The 20,278-nt window shown below is 64.1% G+C and carries 19 protein-coding genes and 1 tRNA gene; 15 read left to right on the plus strand and 5 right to left on the minus strand.

Features of this window, described 5'->3' with window-relative positions; all coding sequences use genetic code 11:
• Window positions 1-126 precede the first annotated feature (126 nt).
• The 5 genes from AB5750_RS03090 to AB5750_RS03110 all read left to right on the plus strand — a co-directional run bounded on the left by AB5750_RS03090 (window position 127) and on the right by AB5750_RS03110 (window position 5,008).
• The gene (locus AB5750_RS03090; protein ID WP_148331354.1) at window positions 127-1,059 is read left to right on the plus strand and encodes a 1-phosphofructokinase family hexose kinase; all 933 of its coding nucleotides are present in this window, start codon (window positions 127-129) and stop codon (window positions 1,057-1,059) included.
• 164 nt (window positions 1,060-1,223) lie between these two features.
• Window positions 1,224-2,618, plus strand: a complete 1,395-nt coding sequence (locus AB5750_RS03095; protein ID WP_368145334.1) for a CCA tRNA nucleotidyltransferase — start codon at window positions 1,224-1,226, stop codon at window positions 2,616-2,618.
• Between the two features lie 127 nt (window positions 2,619-2,745).
• Window positions 2,746-2,822 (plus strand) — tRNA-Glu (locus tag AB5750_RS03100).
• Window positions 2,823-2,972: 150 nt separating this feature from the next.
• The gene (locus AB5750_RS03105; RefSeq protein WP_368145333.1) at window positions 2,973-4,280 is read left to right on the plus strand and encodes a lysylphosphatidylglycerol synthase transmembrane domain-containing protein; all 1,308 of its coding nucleotides are present in this window, start codon (window positions 2,973-2,975) and stop codon (window positions 4,278-4,280) included.
• Window positions 4,281-4,396: 116 nt separating this feature from the next.
• A complete protein-coding gene (locus tag AB5750_RS03110; protein WP_368145332.1) occupies window positions 4,397-5,008 on the plus strand; it encodes a TetR/AcrR family transcriptional regulator in 612 nt (203 codons plus the stop codon).
• Window positions 5,009-5,120: 112 nt separating this feature from the next.
• Here the strand turns inward: AB5750_RS03110 and AB5750_RS03115 are convergent, their stop codons facing one another.
• The 5 genes from AB5750_RS03115 to AB5750_RS03135 all read right to left on the minus strand — a co-directional run bounded on the left by AB5750_RS03115 (window position 5,121) and on the right by AB5750_RS03135 (window position 10,568).
• Window positions 5,121-6,329: an ABC transporter ATP-binding protein gene (locus tag AB5750_RS03115; RefSeq protein ID WP_368145331.1), complete on the minus strand. Its 1,209-nt coding sequence runs from the start codon at window positions 6,327-6,329 to the stop codon at window positions 5,121-5,123.
• A 12-nt stretch (window positions 6,330-6,341) separates the two neighbouring features.
• A complete protein-coding gene (locus AB5750_RS03120; RefSeq protein ID WP_117837193.1) occupies window positions 6,342-7,364 on the minus strand; it encodes a FecCD family ABC transporter permease in 1,023 nt (340 codons plus the stop codon).
• Window positions 7,365-7,386: 22 nt separating this feature from the next.
• Entirely contained in the window at window positions 7,387-8,958 is a 1,572-nt protein-coding gene (locus AB5750_RS03125) for an ABC transporter substrate-binding protein (protein WP_368145330.1), read from the minus strand.
• Between the two features lie 4 nt (window positions 8,959-8,962).
• On the minus strand, window positions 8,963-9,496 hold the full coding sequence (locus AB5750_RS03130) for a hypothetical protein (RefSeq protein ID WP_035138217.1): 534 nt from the start codon (window positions 9,494-9,496) through the stop codon (window positions 8,963-8,965).
• A gap of 145 nt (window positions 9,497-9,641) precedes the next feature.
• Window positions 9,642-10,568 (minus strand): sirohydrochlorin cobaltochelatase, encoded by a 927-nt coding sequence (locus AB5750_RS03135; RefSeq protein WP_035138221.1) that lies wholly within the window; start codon window positions 10,566-10,568, stop codon window positions 9,642-9,644.
• Window positions 10,569-11,026: 458 nt separating this feature from the next.
• Between AB5750_RS03135 and cobM the strand changes: the two genes are divergently transcribed.
• The 10 genes from cobM to cobS are packed head-to-tail and all read left to right on the plus strand — an operon-like array spanning window position 11,027 to window position 20,267.
• A complete protein-coding gene (gene cobM / locus AB5750_RS03140) occupies window positions 11,027-11,818 on the plus strand; it encodes a precorrin-4 C(11)-methyltransferase (RefSeq protein WP_368145329.1) in 792 nt (263 codons plus the stop codon).
• 1 nt (window position 11,819) lies between these two features.
• The gene (gene cbiD, locus AB5750_RS03145; protein ID WP_271740310.1) at window positions 11,820-13,004 is read left to right on the plus strand and encodes a cobalt-precorrin-5B (C(1))-methyltransferase CbiD; all 1,185 of its coding nucleotides are present in this window, start codon (window positions 11,820-11,822) and stop codon (window positions 13,002-13,004) included.
• The gene (locus AB5750_RS03150; protein WP_187359579.1) at window positions 12,997-13,230 is read left to right on the plus strand and encodes an SAM-dependent methyltransferase; all 234 of its coding nucleotides are present in this window, start codon (window positions 12,997-12,999) and stop codon (window positions 13,228-13,230) included. The genes cbiD and AB5750_RS03150 overlap by 8 nt, the downstream gene beginning before the upstream one ends.
• A 48-nt stretch (window positions 13,231-13,278) precedes the next feature.
• On the plus strand, window positions 13,279-14,364 hold the full coding sequence (locus tag AB5750_RS03155) for a cobalt-precorrin 5A hydrolase (RefSeq protein WP_368145371.1): 1,086 nt from the start codon (window positions 13,279-13,281) through the stop codon (window positions 14,362-14,364).
• The gene (cobJ, locus tag AB5750_RS03160; protein WP_138374713.1) at window positions 14,364-15,107 is read left to right on the plus strand and encodes a precorrin-3B C(17)-methyltransferase; all 744 of its coding nucleotides are present in this window, start codon (window positions 14,364-14,366) and stop codon (window positions 15,105-15,107) included. The genes AB5750_RS03155 and cobJ overlap by 1 nt, the downstream gene beginning before the upstream one ends.
• Window positions 15,095-16,444, plus strand: coding sequence for a precorrin-6y C5,15-methyltransferase (decarboxylating) subunit CbiE (gene cbiE / locus AB5750_RS03165; protein WP_368145328.1), 1,350 nt, complete (start codon window positions 15,095-15,097; stop codon window positions 16,442-16,444). The genes cobJ and cbiE overlap by 13 nt, the downstream gene beginning before the upstream one ends.
• Window positions 16,441-17,823 (plus strand): cobyrinic acid a,c-diamide synthase CobB, encoded by a 1,383-nt coding sequence (locus AB5750_RS03170; protein WP_368145327.1) that lies wholly within the window; start codon window positions 16,441-16,443, stop codon window positions 17,821-17,823. Before cbiE ends, AB5750_RS03170 begins: the two co-directional genes overlap by 4 nt.
• Window positions 17,816-18,958, plus strand: coding sequence for a nicotinate-nucleotide--dimethylbenzimidazole phosphoribosyltransferase (locus AB5750_RS03175; protein WP_368145326.1), 1,143 nt, complete (start codon window positions 17,816-17,818; stop codon window positions 18,956-18,958). Before AB5750_RS03170 ends, AB5750_RS03175 begins: the two co-directional genes overlap by 8 nt.
• The gene (locus AB5750_RS03180) at window positions 18,955-19,503 is read left to right on the plus strand and encodes a bifunctional adenosylcobinamide kinase/adenosylcobinamide-phosphate guanylyltransferase (protein WP_368145324.1); all 549 of its coding nucleotides are present in this window, start codon (window positions 18,955-18,957) and stop codon (window positions 19,501-19,503) included. Before AB5750_RS03175 ends, AB5750_RS03180 begins: the two co-directional genes overlap by 4 nt.
• Complete coding sequence (gene cobS, locus AB5750_RS03185; protein WP_368145322.1) at window positions 19,500-20,267, plus strand: adenosylcobinamide-GDP ribazoletransferase; 768 nt, start codon at window positions 19,500-19,502, stop codon at window positions 20,265-20,267. The genes AB5750_RS03180 and cobS overlap by 4 nt, the downstream gene beginning before the upstream one ends.
• Window positions 20,268-20,278: the final 11 nt, after the last annotated feature.

Below are 20,278 nucleotides of genomic sequence, written 5' to 3' on the forward strand. Positions count from 1 at the left end.
TTGTTCCGCCAGGGGGGTGTCCTGCCGTACTTCATCGCTTCCACACCGTTCACCGAGTTGTCCTAGCCTTTTGTCGATGCGTGGAATATACTTTCATTAACACGTTGCTTCGTGAAAGGAACATTCATGATTTACACGCTCACTGCAAATCCCGCCATTGACTACAACATCGCCTGCGACGGTCTTGACGCCAACACCGTCACGCGTACCCGCAACGCCGTCTACACGCCCAACGGCAAGGGCCTCAACGTCTCGTTTACGCTTGACCACTACGGTGTCGACACCACGATCCTGGGTTTCTTCGCCGGCTTCTCGGGTGAGTTTATCGTTAAGGGCGCCGAGGCCCTGGGCGTGCCCGTCAAGCCCGTGTGGACCGACGGTATTACGCGCGTCAATGTGTTCCTCAACGCCGGTCCCGACACCGAGTACAACATGGTCAATGCCGGTGCCGCCATCAATGAGGCCAACGAGCAGGAGATGTTTGAACTTATCGATTCGCTCGATGACATGACCTGCCTGGTCATCAGCGGCTCGCTGCCTCCCAACACTTCCGAGGGCTTCTTGGCCGAGGTCCTGCGCCGTGTCAAGGCCAAGGGGGCCGAGTTCGTCCTCGACATCTCGAGCCATCAGCTGGCAGACCTCATTGCTCTGGAGCCACTGCTGATCAAGCCCAATGACGACGAGCTGCTTGACATCTTTGGCATCAAGGTGAGCGGTGGCGACGACGAGTCCGTCAAGGGCGCTATGGCCGAGCTGCACGCCAAGGGCGCCAAGAACGTGCTGCTGACCCTTGGTGGCGCCGGTGCGTACTTCTCCAACGGCGAGCATATCTGGTTTGCCAACCGCACCTTCGACGTCAAGCTGCTGTCGACGGTGTGCGCCGGCGATTCCTCGCTCGCTGCCTTCCTGTCCGTGTGGCACGATGCCCCCGAGCGCGTCGAGGACGCCCTGCGCCTTTCGATGGCCACTGGCGCCAACGTGGTCGAGTGCCCCGGTCTGGGTGATTTTGCCAAGGTGGACGAATATAAGAAGCACATCGAGGTTCGCCAGGTCTGCTAGTTCCGGCACCTTGTCTGAATAGTTTGATTATTTCGCATCCGTCTTAGACTAGGACGGATGCGTTTTTGTTTATCGGACTTGCGTGTGCAGTGGAGGCTGTTTCTTGCTAGACTTCTTGCAGACGCAATCGATAGCCAATTTGATAGTCGCAGGAGGCCATAGGCATGTGCAATGTTTCGCTCAACGGTACTCAACCGTCCGATGCGTCCCTGCGCGTCCTGCGCGCGCTTGAGGCGGCTGGTCTTGAGGCTTGGTACGTGGGCGGTTGGGTGCGCGACGCCCTGATGGGGTACCCCAGCCACGATGTTGATATGTGCTGTAGCGGCCTGTGGCAGGAGTCCAAAGCGGCGCTCGAGGCCGCCGGCATCGCGGTTGTGGAGTCGGGCATTAAATTTGGCGGAATCACGGCTATTTCCGATGGCGAGCGTATCGAGGTCACCACGTACCGTCTGGATGGCTTTTACACCGATGGTCGCCATCCCCAGAGTGTGGAGCGTGCCGCCTCGCTCGAGGACGATCTGGCGCGCCGCGACTTTACCGTCAATGCCATGGCCTGGCATCCCGAGCGCGGGCTTGTCGACCGCTACGACGGCCAGGGTGACTTGGAGCGCAAGCTGATTCGCGCTGTCGGCGATCCCAAGCGTCGCTTTAACGAGGACGCCCTGCGCATGCTGCGTGCGGTGCGCTTTGCCTGCCGTCTGGACTTTATGATTGAGCCCGAGACCAAGCGTGCGCTTGCCGAGTGCGCGCCGCTGCTCGATGCCGTGGCGCGTGAGCGTGTGGGTATTGAGCTCGAGGGCATTCTTTCGACCGGTCATGGGGGAGACGCGATGCTCCGCTATCCCGAGCTCATCTGCGCCGCCGTGCCCGAGTTGGCAGCGGGTCGCGGGTTTGATCAGCGCAGTGTCTATCATGCGTTTAACGTCTACGTGCATATCGCCCGTGTGCTGACGGTGGTGGGGGAGCTCGCGCTGTGTGACGGCGTCGCGCCCTCGTCGAGCCTTATGTGGGCGGCGTTTTTGCACGATGTGTCCAAGCCCGAGTGCTTCACGGTCGATCACGCCGGCAGCGGACACTTCTACGGTCATCCCGAGCTCGGCGCCAAGAAGGCGCGCGTCATTATGGATCGCCTGGCTCTCTCGCACGACCTGGTGCGCGACGTGTGCCTGCTCATCAAATATCACGACAAACCGCTGCGTCCCGAGCGATCCTGCCTGCTCAATATGATGTGTGCGCTTTCTGGCGAGGGCGTCGACACGCCGCGTTTGATGGACGAGCTCATGGATCTTAAGCGTGCCGACACGCTCGGCAAGGCCCCGTCGTGCTTCTATTACGTTGAGACGATTGAGGAGATGCGCGCGATGGCGCACGAGCTGCTGAAGGCGGGGGAGCCCTATACGCTCAAGATGCTCGCCATCAACGGCGGCGACCTGATCCGTGCCGGAGTCAAGCCCGGGCCGGAACTGGGGCAGCTACTCAACTCCGCCCTCGACGCCGTGATCGAAGACAATATTCCCAACGAGCGCGAAGCTCTTTTGGTGCATCTCAACTTGAATTAGCTACCCAGTTTACCTTCGTGTTCCATAACCTGCCGACAAAATTTGGGCAATTTGGAATTTCTTCTTGCGCTGACGTTTTTTGTCCCGTAATATATATCCTCGCAGCACGGCAGTGCAGATGTCATGTGGCCCGTTCGTCTAGCGGTTTAGGACGCCGCCCTCTCAAGGCGGAGATCACCAGTTCGAATCTGGTACGGGCTACCATACATCTGATACCCTGCCTTCCCATGGAAGGTCGGGTTTTTTATTTTCAAACAACCGTCTGCAATTCCCGTTTGAACCAGAGCTTTGCGTTCTGCCTATGGCCCTTACGGGTACAATATCCAAGATATTTTGACTGTTAGAAGGAGTCTCATGACGGAGTCCTCTCAGCATACGTCTAAGCCCCAGGTCGAGGTTGAGGCCTCGGGCGGAGATGACAATAAGAGCGCACGCCGCGGCGCCATCTTTATCGGCGTTGTGCTGGTGGGTTATATCGTCTATCTGGTGGTAACCGGGCAGATGGGGCAGTTCTGGGCCGCTATGTCGAGCGTCCAGGCGCCATGGCTCGTTGTCGCGTGTCTTTGCATGTTCATGTATCTGTTCTTTGGCATTGTGGCCTATGCGATCGCCGTCTGGCTCGACCCATATTCGCCCGTCGGCATCCGCGACCTGATCTCGGTCGAGGCGAGTGGCATCTTCTTTGGTAACCTGACGCCCATGATGATGGGCTCGACTCCCGCCCAGATCTACCGCCTGACCAAAGCGGGCCAAAATGTCGGCGAGGCCGGAGCAACGCAGTTCACGCGCTTTATCGTGTACCAGTTTGGCCTCGTTGCCTGGGGCGCTATCCTACTGCTTGCTCGCATGCCGTTTTTTGCCGAGCGCTATGGCGACATGACGTTGCTGTGCGTCTTTAGCTTTGGTGGACACTGCTGCATCTTGCTTGGTATCTTCGCCGTCGCGCTCATGCCTAAGACCGTCACGCGCGTCGCCCATTGCATCATCAATTGGCTCGAGCGCATTGGTGTCTCGGCCACTAAGATCGAGGGATGGCGCACGTTTGTCGATGGCGAGATCTACTCCTTCTCCGAGAAGTTCAAGCTTTCAGCCGGACATTTTTCTTCCATGCTGCTCACGGTGGTCATCACCATGCTGCAACTCGCGTTTTTCTATCTGGTGCCGTATTTCCTGATGCTTGCCTTTGGCCACCACGAGGTCGACTTTTTCTCGGTCATGGCCGCGAGCGCCTTTGTCCAGCTGCTGAGCTCTGCGGTCCCCCTGCCCGGTGGAACTGGTGGCGCTGAGGGCGGCTTTGCATTGTTCTTGGGTCATTTCTTTGGGTCGGCTTCGACCGCCGGCTATCTGCTGTGGCGCCTCATTACGTTTATTGCGCCGACCATTTTGGCTGCGCCCCTGCTGGGACTTAAGAGCGCCCACAACGAGAGCATCCATGCGCGCTGGGATCGTGTGATGCGCAAGCTCGGCCGCACGCCTCAGACGCCCTCTGCGCCCACTATGCCGCACCCCACGAATGCTGTTACCGTTGATCCCAAGAAGCGCGCTCAGAAGGCTTCTGGGACCGCTAAGCCGGCTCATAAAGCCTATGTGCGCCAGACAGGCGATGGTATTCGCGTATCTCCGTCGGCACTCAATAAGAAGAAGCACCCTAAGTCGCAGTAGGGCAGTCGTGCGTTCTTCATGATGCGGGGCATATTTGTGCTGTATGGGGGATAATCCTCTTACGTAGATTATCTCTCATCTGTTGATGAATGCTTGCATATCGAAGGGACACGCCCATGGCAACCAGCAAACCGCGTCTTGATCGTCGCATCATTCGCAGCCGTAATGCCATCCTTTCGGCTTTCGAGCGCCTGCTCATGGAAAAGCCGCTGGCAGACATTACGGTGAGTGCCATCGCGCGCGAGGCCAATGTCGACCGCAAGACCTTTTACGTTCACTTTGGTACGGTTGACGGCCTGCTCGATGCCATTGCCGTCGATGTGGTGGAGATGATTGTCGACTCGGTCGAGAAAACGCTTGCTTCTATGGACGGTGACACCAGCGAGCGCGCTCTTGGCGCGGCGGCGACCTTCTTTAAAACCGTTAACGAGGCACTGTGCAACAACTTGGTGCTCAATCGTCAGCTGATCGAGAACATTCCGCTCGATGATTTTATGGCTCGTCTTCGTGCGCCGCTCGAGCACGAGATTGCCGAGCGCGATCTGCTGCCCCAAGGTCTCAAGGACGAGATGTTCGACTACTATCTGGCGTTTTTGCTGTCGGGTATTATCGGTATCTATCGCACGTGGGCGCTGTCTGACGGTTCGGTTCCTATCGAGCGCGTCTCTGGGGTCGCCAACGATCTGACTCTCAATGGTCTGTCGAGTCTGGAATCTCGCTTGGATTAGGCCTAGTTGGGCTCGTCGGCGTGGAAATTCCTGTTCCTGAGGTTCTCCGGCGCCTTGGAGACCTTGCCGGCGTAGGAGCTGTAGCCTGAGGATCCTTAAAAGAAAGTCCAGTTTATCCTTCCCACTCCAATTGGGAATCCTCCGATGCGCCTTCGCACGCTCGCATGACCTCGATACCATGCGAGCGTGCGAACTCGACGAGCTCTGCGTTGCGGGCGTTTATGGTGCCGAAGGCGGCGGGGCACACGATAAGGCGCGTGCAGTGGACGAGGAGCTCTTTGGCGCGGGCTATAGTTTTATCCCCGATCGGCTCGAAGGCGCGCTCGGCCACGCATTCCGCCGCCAGGTCGCGCGCGAGCTCGCAGTCGATGTCCCCTTCGTGCAGAACTCCCGCGTAGAACGCCTTGCCCTGCCGGATGAGCTGGCGAAACATAGCCGACCCCGTACCTGCGCCGGCGATGACGAACGTGTGCGCATCGCCGTGCGGGCGCCCAATTTCCACGCTGCCGAAGCGCTCGTTGAAGGTGCCATGTTGAAGGCCGTAGAGCTCGCCAATCGTCTCGCGCGTGAATATGTCCTCGGGTGCGCCGGCGCGGAAGACCCGGCCGTCCTTCACGCAAATCACCTTGTCGGCGCTTTTCTGCGCGAGCTCGAGTTCGTGGATGGACATGATGACAGCAACATTCCGCGATTTCGCAAGGTGGCGAAGTATTCGCAGCAGGTCGATCTGGTAGCGGATATCGAGATACGACGTGGGCTCGTCGAGCACGAGCACACGCGGATCCTGCGCGATGGCGCGTGCGAGCATGACGCGCTGGCGTTGCCCGTCGCTTATCTGCATGAAGTCGCGCTCGGCGAGCTCTTCCACATGTGCGGTTTTCATGGCCTCGTCGACTCGACTATGGTCGTCGGGCGAGAGTGTACCCATTCGCCCGGTGTAGGGATGCCTTCCCGCCTCTACGATATCGCGGCAGGTGAGGAGCTCGGTCCGGGGGCGATCTGTCAGCATAACGGCAAGGTTCCTTGCGAACTCCGCCGTCTTCCATCGGGAAATCTCCCGCCCGTCGAGCTCGACCGCGCCGGCAAGCGGTGCCAGATGGCGTGTGATGGTTTTCAAGATGGTCGACTTGCCCGAGCCGTTCGGCCCGATGAGCGCCACGACGTCGCCCGCGCGAACCTCCAGATCGACGCCTTCGACTACGACCTTCTTGTCGTAGCCCGCCGACAGGTCACTTATGCGGAAAAGCGGCGCTCCGTCAGCCTGCGTTTCGACCGGGGTTTCGAGGTTCGACTCCGCTCGGAGCGTTTTGGGCCGCGGCACGAATTCCCCCATCTACCTCACCCGCTTCTTCAACATGAGTGCGATAACCACCGGCGCGCCGAAGATGGCGGTGACAGCGCTGATGGAAAGCTCGACGGGGGAGAACAGCGTGCGCGCGATCAAATCACAGCCCGCGCAGAAGATGGCGCCTCCCAAGAAGCACGCAGGAATCACGCGGATGGGCTTCGACGACTTCAGCGCCGACTTAACGAGATGCGGAACCGCGATGCCTACGAACGACACCGGACCAGCGAACGCGGTCACGCAGGCGGAGAGCATGCTCGCTAGAAGGACGAGCACCACGCGGAAGCGTGCGACGTTCACGCCGACGCTTTTTGCGTAGGCTTCTCCCAGCTGGAAGGCGGAAAGGGGCTTCGATATCGCGAATACGCATGCGCTCACGGTGATCACCACGACCGCGATGACCGCGACGTCGTCCCAGCTCGAACCCGAGAAGCTACCCAAAGACCAGTTGTGCAGGTTCACGATGGACTGGTCGTCGGCGAAGGCGATGAGGAAGTTCGTCGCCGCCGAGCAGATGTATCCCACCATGACGCCCGCCACGATGAGCATGGCCATGGAACTTATGCGCCGTGCGATGAGGAGCACGAAGCCGATGGTGATAAGCGAGCCCAGAAACGCTGCGACCACCATGGCCGGCGAGGACATGGCCTGGTTCGCGCCCAGAAGTACGATCATCGTAAGCGCGACGACGAACTTTGCGCCCGAGGAGACGCCCAAGATGAACGGGTCGGCGATGGGGTTGTTGAAAAACGTCTGCAGCAGGAACCCGGAGAGGGAAAGCGCCCCGCCGAGAAGCACGGCTGAAAGCACACGCGGCAGGCGAATCTCCCAGATGACTTGGCTTTCCATGGAATTGGCCGCGCCGCCCGAAAGGATGCCGGGGATGTGGTCTGCGGGCACGAGCACGCTCCCGATGCACAGGTTGGCCCCGACGAGCACGATGAGGGCAACAGCGAGCAGCGCCGTCACGACGCGACACCGCGCGGCGCGCCCCGATTCGTCGTATGTCATGGAAAGCCGGCTTCTCATGGCGCTAGCCGAGCTTCCTCAGATAATGGAAGTTGCTCGCGTCATCGCCGGTGAACGCCCCGTGCAGCTCGTCGATAATGTCGGCGGTGGAAGTCATCTGCTGGTACATGTCGGCGCTTGTGACCCAGACGTTGCCGTTCTTCACGGCTTTGAACTGCGACAATAGCGCGTTTTTGCCTACGAAGTCGTTCAAGGTGGCAACCGATTCGTCGATGGTGCCGTTGTAGACGATAATGTCGGCATCCTTCGCCGTCGCGTAGAAGCGCTCCATTTCGAGCGTTACTGACGAACCTGACGTCGACGCCGTCTGCGCGTTATCGAGCGCGTAGTTGCCGCCTGCAAGCTCGATCATCTGCGCCACGTAGTCGCCCGCCCGCCGCGTGACGGCGGCCCCGTTCGAGTTAATGTAGAAATACGCCACGGTTTTACCTGACGACGCGAGCCTCGACGTTTGCTCGACGCGGGCCTTCTGCTCGTTGAACAGGTGCGCGGCCTCGTCTTCCTTGTCGAACAGGACGCCGAAAAGCTTAATCCACTCGACGCGCCCGAGTGCTTCGGGCTCGCTCGACGACTGTTCGGTGAGCACGACGAGCCCGAGCTTCTGCAGCTTTTCCTTCACATCGGGCGTGTGGTTGATCATGGTGTTCTCGATGGCGAGCGTGCAGCCCGAGGCCGATATTCGCTCGTAGTCGGGCGCGCTGTACTTGCCGCCGTAGGCGATCGCCCCACTTTCGAGTGCGCTTTTGAAGCCCGCGACCGAGCAATCGTCGGCCTTCGTGCCCGACATGAGGATGTTGTCGTTCGCATCGAGCGCGTCGACCAGGCACATCGTCGCCGACGACACGAGGTACACCTTGTTGGCGGGACGCCTTATGACCGCGATGTCGGAGCTCAACCCATCAGGTACCTTTGCATCTTGCGGTACCACGAGGAAGCGCTCCCCGTTCGAAATGCAGATAAGCCGCAGGCCGCCTTCGTACTCGTCGACAGTGAAGTGCTCGGCGTATTCAAGCTGAAGCGCCCCCGTCGGCTCCCAGCCGCAGCCCAAATCGGCGTTGTGGAAGTCGGCCGCGGCGCTTGAAGCCGTTCCCGCAGGGGAGCCGCCGCTTGCATCGTCGCCCGATTTCTCCTTCATGGTGGATGAGTCGAAGTGGAGCGTGTAGTCGATGGTGTGCGGCGTCGACATGGCGACGGTCTCGGCCGACACGGCGATGTCCTCGTCGAGCGTGACGGGTATCTCGAACGTGGAGTTGCCGCCGTCGTTTACGGGCGCGTAGTCCACGCCGTTGACGGTCATTTTGTCGTAGTTCGAACTCGACCAGGTGATGGTCGCGGTGTAGGTGTCGCCATCCTTCACAATTGTGGTGGGTGAGGCGATGCTTGCGCGCCCTGACCCGCCGGAGAGCGAGACGCTCACAGTGTATTCCTGAGAGCCTGCCGTGCCACCGGTCGCGTTCGGGCTCGCACTGCACCCCGCGAAGGGAAGCGCGAACAGGGCGACGAGAACGCAGGCGATCGCGCGCACCGCGATGCTGCGACGCTTCCTGCTTTCCCCCTTGGGAAGAATCGACCGCATGGCGTTACTTCAGTGCGTCGGCGCGCAGATCGACGCCGGCGGATTCGAACACGAGCGTGCGGTCGTACCACTGCTCTTTTCTAATACTCCACGCGGCGCAGGCGGTGTCCTCGTCGAGCGCTTCAACGGGCACGTCGTAGGTGTACTTGCCTTCCGCGTTTTCCACATAGGGGATGAAGTCGGCCTCGCTCGCGGCGGCAGCCTCGTCGCCCGTGCCCATGAAGAGCTTGCCGTAGCCCGTGCCGGAAAGCGTCATCACGCAGTGCATGGAGCCGTTTTCCACGATGAGCTGGGCGTCCACAATCCTGAACATGTTCGAGCTGGAATCTACGGTGATCGGATAGGTGCCGTCGGCCACCTTGTCGGCGGTGATGGGGGCAGCGCTTGCGCCCTCGGGCGCATCGGCCGCCTGTTCGGTCTTTTCCTGGGAATCGGCATCGCTTGCCTTTGCGCTGTCGATTGAATTTCCGCCGCAGCCGGCGAGCGAGAACGCGAAAAGCGCCGCTGACAGGGCGAAGGCGAGGGTTTTCTTCAACATGGAGGGAGGTTCCTTTCAATCGCTTCGACCGCCCGCTCGTGCGGTGGGCGGGCGGGACGCGAATGCAACGGGCATGCGCCGTCGGTCGGGGAAGGCGCATGCCCGTTGCACGGGGACGCGACCGGCGCCCCCGTGCGCGGCGAGTTTACAGCTTGGCGATGGCGTCGTCCACGTGTGAGACGTAGATGTCGTCGACCGCGGCGTTCTGTCCCAGACCCTGGAGCAGGCACGTCACTTCGAAGCCGGCGGCCACGAACTTCGCAGCCCAGCTGTCGGGGTCGGTCTCGTCTGCCATGTCGTTGTTCGCGTGGTCGCCCGCGACCACCATGAACGGCGCGAGCACGGCCTTCTTGTACCCTGCGGCGCTCGCGGCGGCGATAACATCCTCGCAGGTCGGTTCAGCCTCGACGGTGCCGACGAAGAACTGCGTCAAGCCCTCGTTCTTGAACACTTCCTGCATCTTGGCATAGTCGGCGTTGGAATCGGCTTCGGTGCCGTGCCCCATGAGGCACAGCGCCGTCTTGCCGTCGTCGAAGGACGCCATGTTCTCCTTAATGGCGGCGGCCACCTTCTTGTAGTCGTCGTCGGAGGTGAGCAGCGGGTCGCCGAGCGAGATCTTGTCGAACTTGTCGGCGTACTTGTCGAGCTCGTCTTTCACGTCGGCGTATTCCAGGCCAGCCATGAGATGCGTCGGCTGCACGACGATTTCCTTCACGCCGTCTTCCACGCAGCGGTCGAGCGCCTCGGTCATGTTGTCGATCGTGATGCCGTCGCGCTTCTTCAGCTTGTCGATGATGATCTGCGCGGTGAAGGCGCGGCGGATGTCGTAGTCCTGCCAGTACTTCTCGCGGATAGCGTCTTCGATGGCGCCGATGGTGATGTGGCGCGAGTCGTTGTAGCTCGTGCCGAAGCTCGTGACGAGGATGACCGGCTTCACGGCCTTCTCCTTTTCGCTCGATTTCTCGGAACTCGCGGAGGTGCTGGAGCAGCCCGCGAGCGCGACTCCGGCGAGCGCGAAGGCTCCGGTTGCTGCGGCGCCCATGAAGCCGCGGCGTGACATCTGGTCGGACATGGTTTTTCCTTTCCTCGGTTTGCCGGTCCCCCGGCGACAGTTGCTTGTCGGCACAAGCGAAAGAAAAGCGCACCCCTCGGGGTTCACAAGGAGCTAACGCCACGGCGATGCCGTGAGGAAAAGGCGAAGCAGTCTGGCTTGGGGCGCGAGGCGGTTCGCCCGTGCGTCCTATACAGTAATGTCCCTTGCCCAGGATTCCCACCTGGTTCCCTCCGCAAGCCAGCGCGGGCTGTGCGGGCGCCGCGCCGGTCATTTCCTTTTATCCGATTGTCATATGCTCGTTGCCGAATCTTTTACTATGATAGTGGGCACTTTTGAACGTGTCAAAGCCAGGGCGGGCGGCATTGCGCCTCCTGCCTGCGTATTTGCGCCGATTGCCGCTGCGGGCGCCGTGTTTTGGCCGCTGCGCGAATGGCAGCGTAAACGGTTGCGATGAGAAACGGGAAGGGAAGGCTCGGATGATTCATATCGTTGGCGCTGGCTCGGGCGCCGCCGACCTTATCACGCTGCGCGGGGCGCGCCTTTTGCGCGCGGCCGACGTGGTCGTTTGGGCGGGGAGCCTTGTGAACCCCGAGCTGCTCGCCGAGTGCAAGGAATCCTGCATCGTCTACGACAGCGCGCACATGACCTTGGAGGAAGTGCTCGACGTGATGTGCACGGCAGATGCGCGGGGCGAGGAAGTGGTGCGCCTGCACACGGGCGACCCGTGCCTGTACGGCGCCATCCAGGAGCAGATGGACGCACTCGACGCGCGCGACGTGGACTACGAGGTGGTGCCCGGCGTGTCGAGCTTTTGCGGTGCCGCGGCGGCGCTTCGCCAGGAATACACGCTGCCGGGAATCAGCCAGTCGGTCGTGATCACGCGGCTTTCCGGGCGCACCCCCATGCCCGCGGGCGAGAGCATGCGCACCATGGCGGAAAGCGGCTCGACTATGGTCATCTTCCTGAGCTCGGGTATGCTCGCCGAGCTTTCCGCCGAGCTTTTGGCCGCGGGCCGCAGCTCCGACGAGCCGGCGGCGCTCGTGTACAAGGCGACCTGGCCTGAGGAGCGCGTGGTGCGCTGTACAGTGGGCACGCTCGCCGATGCGGGCGCGCGAGAGGGCATCGACCGCACGGCGCTCGTGGTGGTGGGCCGCGTGCTCGGAGCTCGCGGCGGACTTGCGCACGACGGCGCGCAAGCGGAGTCGTACGAGCGCAGCAAGCTTTACGACCCTTCGTTTGCCACGGGGTATCGGAAGGCGAGCAGCTAGCGTGGCCTTCGAGCACTACATATATACCGGGACGACCCGCCTGCGCTGCGGCTACACCACGGGGAGCTGCGCCGCGCTCGCGGCGAAGGCGGCCTGCGAGATGCTCTTGTCACGAAAGCCCGTCGGCCTCGTGTCGATCGTCACCCCCGGCGGGCTGCCCGTCGAAGCGAACGTGGTCGACGCATGCATCGGCGAGGGGTGCGCCCAGTGCGCCGTGCGAAAGGACGCAGGCGACGATGCCGATGTGACCGACGGCGTGCTCGTGTACGCGCGCGTGGAACATGCGGGGTCGGGCACGGGTGCTGCGGGCAGCAAGGGCGTGCCCGCGCGCGAATCGGAAGTTTCCGTCGATGGCGGCGTGGGCGTGGGGCGCGTGACTTTGCCCGGGCTCGAGCAGCCGGTGGGGGCGGCCGCCATCAACGCGACGCCGCGCGCGATGATCACTTCGGCGGTGCGCGAGGTGTGCGCCGCGCACGGCTTTTCTGGAAATATTGCTGTGACGATTTCGGTACCCGAGGGTGTTGCCCTTGCCGAAAAGACCTTCAACCCGCACCTGGGGATAAAGGACGGCATCTCCATCCTGGGCACGACGGGAATCGTCGAGCCGCGCAGCCTCGCTGCTTTGCGCGACAGCATCGAGCTCGAGATTCGGCAGCATGCGGCTATGGGGCGGCGCGGAGTCGTGCTCACGCCCGGCAACTACGGCGGGCAGTTCATCTCGGGGCATTTCCACCTAAACGGTGCGCCGGTGGTCTTTATCTCCAACTTTGTGGGCGATGCGATTGATTGCTGCGTTCGCGAGGGATTTACTAATGTCCTTCTTGTGGGACACATCGGCAAGTTGGTGAAGGTCGCGGGCGGCATCATGGACACCCATTCGCGTACCGCCGACTGCCGCGCGGAGATTCTGGCCGCCCACGCGGCCTTGGCCGGCGCGGGCGCGAAGACCGTGCGTGAGATCCTGTCGTCGGTCACGACCACGGCGGCGCTCGAGGTAATCGAGGCCGCCGGCGTGGGGGACGCTGCGCGCGCCTCGCTCGCTGCGGCAATCGAGGACAGGTTGCGCCGCCGCGCGGCGGGCGCATGCGACATCGCCGCGGTCGTGTTCGACGCCGAGCGCCGCGAGCTTTTCCGCACGTCGGGCGCCGATGCAGTTATCGGGAAATTGGGGGCGACGTATGAGTAAAGGCGTTCTGTACGGGGTGCGCCGTGCAATCGGCTGGCCGGGGACGAAGGTGGTCATGAAGGCGCGCCGCTCGCTTGCGGACACGAAGCGCTTCCTTTGCGAGGAGGGTGCCTTCGACGGTGCCGAGCTTGTAGAGGACTGTGGGCTTCCGGGCGAGCGCGTGTACCGCTCGCTCGACGATGTGCCCGATCGGGGCAGCTACTTCTCGACGATGGTGGTGCGCTAGATGAGGGTTTCCTGCATAGCGTTCACTGAGAGGGGGTATGCGTTGGCGGTGCGCACCGCACACGCGCTTTCCGATTGCGCACAGACAGGTGAAGACGACCCTGGCTGGGACGTTTCCGTTTTGCGCGGGTTCGGCGAGGGGAAGGCCGACCTGCGCGCATGGACGGCGCTCGCGTGGGAAGCGTCGGACGCGCTTCTGTTCGTGGGCGCGGCGGGCATCGCCGTGCGGGCGATCGCGCCGCATGTCGCTTCGAAGGCAACCGATTCCGCGGTTGTGGTGATTGACGAGGCGGGACGCTTTGCCGTCCCGCTTTTGTCGGGGCATTTGGGCGGTGCGAACGAGCTTGCGCAAACTGTGGCCCGCGCGGTAGGGGCCATCCCCGTCATCACCACGGCGACCGACGTCCGCGGCGTGTGGGCGGTGGATACGTGGGCGCGCTGTGCGGGGCTCGCCGTTTTGAATCCCGAGGCCATCAAGCGAGTGTCGGCGCGGCTGCTTTCGGGCGGGCGCGTGGCACTCTATTCCGACATGCCGATTTCGGGACAGCCGCCTGAGGGGGTAGACATTGCGTCCGACCGCGCTCGGGCCGATATCGTCGTGTCGCCGTTCGCTGGCGCGAATGCAGGCGCGTTCGTTCGCGCGGCGGAGACAACGGACGAGGTCGTGCCCGCCGGTGAGACGGGGATGCCGGCGGGCATGCGGGTGCAGGCGCCTGCGCCCGAGCCGCTTCGCCTTGTCGTGCCCTGTATCGTTGCGGGCATAGGGTGCCGTCGCGGTGCGTGCGCCGAAGCGATCGGGGAGGCGTTTCTTCTCGCGTGCGGGCAGGCGGGCATCTCGCCTTTGGCCGTGCGCGAGGCGGCGACGATCGACGTGAAGGCGCACGAGGAGGGTCTGCTCGCCTTCTGCCGCGCGCGCAATATCCCGCTTGCGACGTATTCCGCAGAGGAGTTGTCGCAGGTCGAAGGCAGCGTTTCGCCATCTGATTTCGTGCGCGCGACGGTGGGGGTCGACAATGTGTGCGAGCGCGCGGCGCTCGCGGGCGGGGGCAAACTTATCTTCCCGAAGCTCGCTCACGGCGGCGTGACCGTCGCGTTTTCCAAAGTATCTATCGAACTTTCGTTTAAGGAGCGGTGATGGGAAAGCTCTTCGTGGTGGGGATCGGCCCGGGCGGCCCCGACGGCATGACGATTGCGGCTCGGCGCGCGCTCGAGGCGGCCGACATCGTTGTTGGGTACACGAAATACGTGGAGCTCGCGCTTGCCGCCGTGCCCGACGCGGCGCATCTCGCGACGCCGATGATGCACGAGGTCGAACGGTGCCGTCTGGCGCTTTCGCGCGCGCAGAGCGGAGAAGCCGTGGCGCTCGTGTGCAGCGGTGACGCGGGCGTTTACGGCATGGCGAGCCCCGTGCTGGAGCTTGCGGAGGACTACCCCGATGTAGACGTGGAAGTTATCTCCGGGGCCACCGCGGCTCAGAGCGGGTCGGCGGTGCTCGGCGCCCCGCTTGCCCACGACTTCGCGGTCGTGTCGCTCTCCGACCTGCTCACGCCGTGGGAGGTCATCGAGCGCAGGCTCGCCGCCGTGGCGAGCGCCGACTTCTGCATCTGTTTGTACAACCCGCGCAGCAGAAAGCGCGCCGACAGGCTCTCGCGCGCGGCGAAGATTATGCTCGAATGGAAGGCCCCCGACACGCTCTGCGGCTGGGTACGCAACATCGGGCGCGAGGGGCAGCAGTCGGGCATGTGCAGGCTCTCCGAGCTGGGGGAGCTCGACGCCGACATGTTCACCACCGTGTTCGTCGGCAACGCGGACACGAAGCGCGTAGGCGGCCGTATGGTCACGCCGCGCGGGTATCGGGAGATTCCATGCGAAAGGTAACGATAATCGGGGCGGGGCCCGGAAACCCCGACTTGCTCTCGCGCGCGGCGCTCGACGCGATCGACATCGCCGATGTGGTCATCGGCGCTCATCGCGCGCTTGCCGGCATCGACGTGCCGCCCGACGTGGTGAGATGCGAGCTCGTGAAGACGGCGGACATCGTCGCCGCGCTCACCGATGCGGCGTCGTGGCAGCGCGCCGTGGTCGTGATGACGGGCGATGTGGGGCTGTTCAGTGGCGCGCGCCGCCTGGTGGAGGCGCTCTCCGGCGACGCGCAGGTGGACGTGCGCGTCATTCCCGGCATAAGCTCAGCGTCGTATCTCGCCGCGCGCCTCGCGCGTCCATGGCAGGATTGGCGCTTCGCGAGCGCTCACGGCGTGGCGTGCGACATCGTGGCCGAGGCCGAGCGCGCAGGTGAACTCTTCCTCGTCACGTCGGGCGGGGAAGACCCCTCGCGGCTTTCGGGCGAGCTTGGCCATGCGGGCTTCGGGGACGCGCGCGTGACGGTGGCCGAGCGCCTGTCGTACCCCGACGAGCGCATCACCTGTGCGACCGCAAGTGAAATCGCAGGTCAGACTTTCGACGACTTGAACGTGATGCTTATCGATTTCGCAGGTGGCGCCGGGTCGTCTGCGGGCTCTAGCGCAGCCTCCGAGGCGCCGGCCGGCGCGTCTGCGCGCGCGGCGGCTTCTTCCGCGGCGGACTCTGCGGGCGCATCTCGCGCCGCGAGCTCTCGCTGGCCGTACGCTTCCTCGGGCATTCCCGACGAGCTCTTCATCCGCGGCGACGTTCCCATGACCAAGCAGGAGGTGCGCGCCGTCGCGCTCGCGAAGCTGCGCCTTACCGCTACCGACACCGTGTGGGACGTCGGAGCCGGCACGGGGAGCGTGTCGATTGAGGCGGCGCTCGTCGCGCGAGCGGGGTCGGTATGGGCGGTCGAGCGCAACGCGGCCGGCGTGCGGCTCATCCGAGAGAACGCGGATGCATTCGGGTGCGGCAACGTACATGCGGTCCCCGGTGTCGCCCCCGAAGCGCTCGCGAAACTGCCCGTCCCCGACGCCGTGTTCGTCGGCGGGAGCGCGGGCGAGCTTCCCTCTATCGTGGAGGCGGCGCTCGAGAAGAACTCGCAGGTTCGCCTGTGCGTGCCATGCGTCACCGTTGAGACGCTCACCGAGGCGTGCGCGCTTCTCTCGGGTTCGCGCTTTAAGGGGTTCGAGGCGTGCCAGGTGTCGGCCGCCCGCGCCGAGGCTGTAGGCTCGCACCATCTTATGAAGGCGCAAAACCCCGTGTTCCTCGTCAGCGCGCGTGGTGCGGGTGGGGAAGGCGGCGCCCGGTGAGCACGACCATCCCGCGTTTCATGGTCGCTGCGCCCTCGAGCGGGAGCGGCAAGACGGTCGTTACGTGCGCGCTCCTGCGCGCGCTTGCGCGCCGCGGCCTCGCATGCGCGGCCTTCAAATGCGGCCCCGACTACATTGACCCGCTCTTTCATCGCCGCGTCGTGGGTGCGTGCTCGGGCAACTTAGACGGTTTCTTCACCGACGCCCCGACGCTGCGCGCCCTACTCGCACGCGGCGCCGCGGGCGCGGATGTCGCGGTGCTCGAGGGGGTCATGGGCTTCTACGACGGCATGGCGCCCGGCGTGGCCGACGCGAGCAGCTACCAGGTTGCGCGTGACACGGAAACGCCGGTCGCTTTAGTGGTGAACGGGCGCGGGGCGTCTTTATCGCTCGCCGCCGTAATCCGCGGCATCGCCGAGTTCCTGCCCTGTGCGAACGTGCGCGGCGTCGTGCTGAACAAGACGAGCGCCGCTGCCTGCGCCTACGCGGCGCCTGCGATCGAGAAGCACACGGGCGTCGCGGTTTTGGGTAATATCCCCGCCGACGAGGCGTTCTCGCTCGAAAGCCGGCATCTGGGGCTTGTGACCGCCGACGAAGTCAAGCAGCTCTCCGCGCGCATCGACAAGATGGCCGAGCTGGTGGAAAAGAGCGTCGACGTCGACCGCTTGCTCGAAATAGCGGCGACGGCACCCGATATCCGCGAGGAACCTTACCGGTTGGAGCCGATCGCGGGAGCGCGGCCCATCGTCGCCGTCGCGCGTGACGAGGCGTTCTCGTTCTACTACGAGGAGAACCTGCGCGCGCTCGAGGACCTTGGTTGCGAGCTGGCCTTTTTCAGCCCCCTGTGTGATAGCGAGTTGCCCCGGGGGACAAGCGCCCTCTATCTGGGAGGCGGCTACCCGGAGCTCCATGCGCGACAGCTCTCCGAGAACGCGCCGATGCGCGAGGCGGTGCGGCGCGCGGTGGAATCCGGCATGCCGACGGTCGCCGAATGCGGTGGGTTTCTGTACCTGCAGCGCGAAATCGCCGATAGCGAGGGGCGGCGCTGGCCTGTTGCGGGCGCCCTTGAGGGCGCAAGCGAGAACGGGGGAAGGCTGTCCCATTTCGGGTACGTGGAGCTCACTTCTCAACGCGACGGGCTCTACGGGCCGCGCGGCACACGCATCCGCGCGCACGAGTTCCACTACTGGCAGTCCACCTGCCCGGGCGGCGACTTTTGGGCGCAAAAGCCCCGGCGCGACAAGGGCTGGCCGTGCATGACGACCACCCCGTCCCTGGTTGCGGGCTTCCCGCATGTGTACTATCCTGCGAACCCCGACGTTGCGCGCGCGTTCGCGTCTGCCGCGGCGTCGTTCTCAGAGAGGAGACGGCATGGCTGAAGCAACCGAAACCGCGCTTGCCTGCATCCGCGAGGAAGTCGAGCGCGCGTTCTCGTCGGCGCCGGGCGCCGTGCTCGAAGCCGCGCTCTCCCGCATCGCGCCCGCAGACGAGTGTGCCCGCGCCGCCGCGTACGCCGCGTGGGACTCCATCGCGCACCCTTTGGGGGGATTGGGCGACTTTGAAGACGCCGTCGCGTGTATCGCCGCAGCTCAGGGGAGCGCCGAGGTGGCCGAGTTTCCCCGTGCGCTCGCGGTATTCTTCTCCGACAACGGGGTCGTTGCCGAAGGCGTGTCGCAAAGCGGGCAAGACGTGACGCGAGCCGTCGCGCGCAACATGTGCGAGGGGGCCACGAGCGCCTGCCGCATGGCGGCGTTCGCGGGTGCCGAGGTCGTGCCCGTCGACGTGGGTATGGCCCGGGGCATAGAAGACGCGCGCATGGTGCGCGCGAACGTGCGGCGGGGGAGCGGCAACATCGCGCACGGCTCCGCCATGTCTCGCGATGGGGCCATGCGCGCGATCGAGGTCGGAATCGCCGTCGCGTGCGGGCTTGCCCGCGCCGGCGTGCGCCTTCTCGCTGCGGGCGAGATGGGCATCGGCAACACGACCACCTCGGCGGCGGTGGCCGCAGTGCTCATCCGGGCGGACGCGCGGAGCCTCGTCGGGCGCGGCGCGGGGCTCTCGGACGCCTCGCTCGCGCGCAAGCGCGACGTGGTCGAGCGCGCTATCGACGCGAACTCGCCCGATCCCGCCGACCCGATCGACGTGCTCTCGAAGGTGGGCGGCTTCGACATCGCGGCGATGTGCGGCTTCTACCTGGGGGCCGCGGCCTCGAAGGTGCCGGCGCTCCTCGACGGGGTCATATCCTGCACGGCGGCCCTGTGCGCGGTGCGCCTGTGCCCCAACGCCTTGGGCTACCTCGTGGGCACCCACGCATCTAGCGAACCCGCAAGCCAGGAGCTCCTTCGCGAGCTCGGCATAAAGGCACCCCTCGTCGCAGGCATGCACTTGGGCGAGGGCGCGGGCGCCATGGCGTATCTGCCCCTTCTGGATTCGGCGCTGCGCGTGTACCGGGATGGGAAGACGTTCACGGCGACTGGCATGGCTGCTTACGAGCATTTCGAGGCCGGGAAATGACGGTGACGCTCGTCATCGGCGCCGCCGCGAGCGGCAAGAGCGCCTACGCCGAATCCCTGTGTCTCGGGCACGACGGCCCCCGCGTGTACCTGGCAACGATGGAGCCCTTCGGGGAAGAGGGCACCCGCCGCATCGCGCGCCATCGGGCGATGCGCGAGGGCGAGGGGTTTTCCACCCTCGAGCGCACGCGTGACGTGGGCGCCGCAGTGCCCGGGCTTCCGTGCGGCTGCACGCTTCTTTTGGAGGACGTGGGCAACCTGGTTGCGAACGAGCTCTTCGCGGAAGGCGGCTTGTCCCCACGTGACCCCGACGCTGCGGCGCGCGAGGTGCTCGGAGGCATCGAACGGCTCGCTCAGGCCGCTGCGTATACGGTGGTTGTCACCGTCGACGTGTTCGCCGATGGGATGCGCTACGATGAGGGGACCGAGGCATGGAGGCGCGCGCTCGCGCGCGTGAATGCGGGCGTGGCGGCGCTGGCCGACCGCGCAGTCGAAGTGGTATGCGGGATTCCCGTGTGGATGAAAGGCGAAGGACCTACAAGGTGAAGATAGCAGAGGCAATCGGCGCGGCGTTCGGAACGTTCTCGCGCATCCCCGTCCCGAAATCGGCCTGGACCGATTTCGGGTCAACCCATGCGCTTGCCGCGTTTCCCCTGGTGGGCCTTGCGGAAGGCTTCCTCATGACGGCGTGGGGACACATTGCGAACCTGCTCGGCGTGCCCGCGACCATCGTCGCGGCCGTGCTCGTGGCGCTGCCTGTGGCGGTGACGGGAGGCATCCACCTAGACGGGCTCTGCGACACCTCCGATGCGCTTGCAAGTTGGGCCCCACGCGAGCGAAAGCTCGAGATCATGCACGACCCGCGGGCGGGCGCCTTCGGGGTCATTGGTGTTGTCGTGTACCTTATTCTGCAGTTTTCCCTGTTCACCGCGCTGCCACTTACGGCGGGGGCGTTCCTCGCGCTTCTGTGCTCGCTCGTGTTCTCCCGCGCGCTTTCGGGGCTCGCCGTAGAATGCTGGCCTGCCGCGCGGGCGGACGGCATGGCCGCGGGGCTCTCGCCTGCGAAGAAGCGCGCGGAGATCGTCGTGCCGCTTTGCGCTTTCGCTGCTGCTTCGGCTGCAGGGATGGTCGCGTGCGCTCAGGCCGTCGGCGCCCTTATAGCGGTGGCGGGGCTTTTGGTGCTCGCGTGGTACCGCCATGTTGCCCTGTCCCGCTTCGGCGGGGTGACGGGTGATTTGGCCGGATGGTTTCTGCAATGGGCCGAGCTCGCGATGCTTGCCATGCTGGTGGCGGGGGGCATGCTCCTATGATTCTCGTGGTA

This window comes from Collinsella aerofaciens (assembly GCF_040926185.1).
Lineage (GTDB): Bacteria > Actinomycetota > Coriobacteriia > Coriobacteriales > Coriobacteriaceae > Collinsella > Collinsella aerofaciens_BC.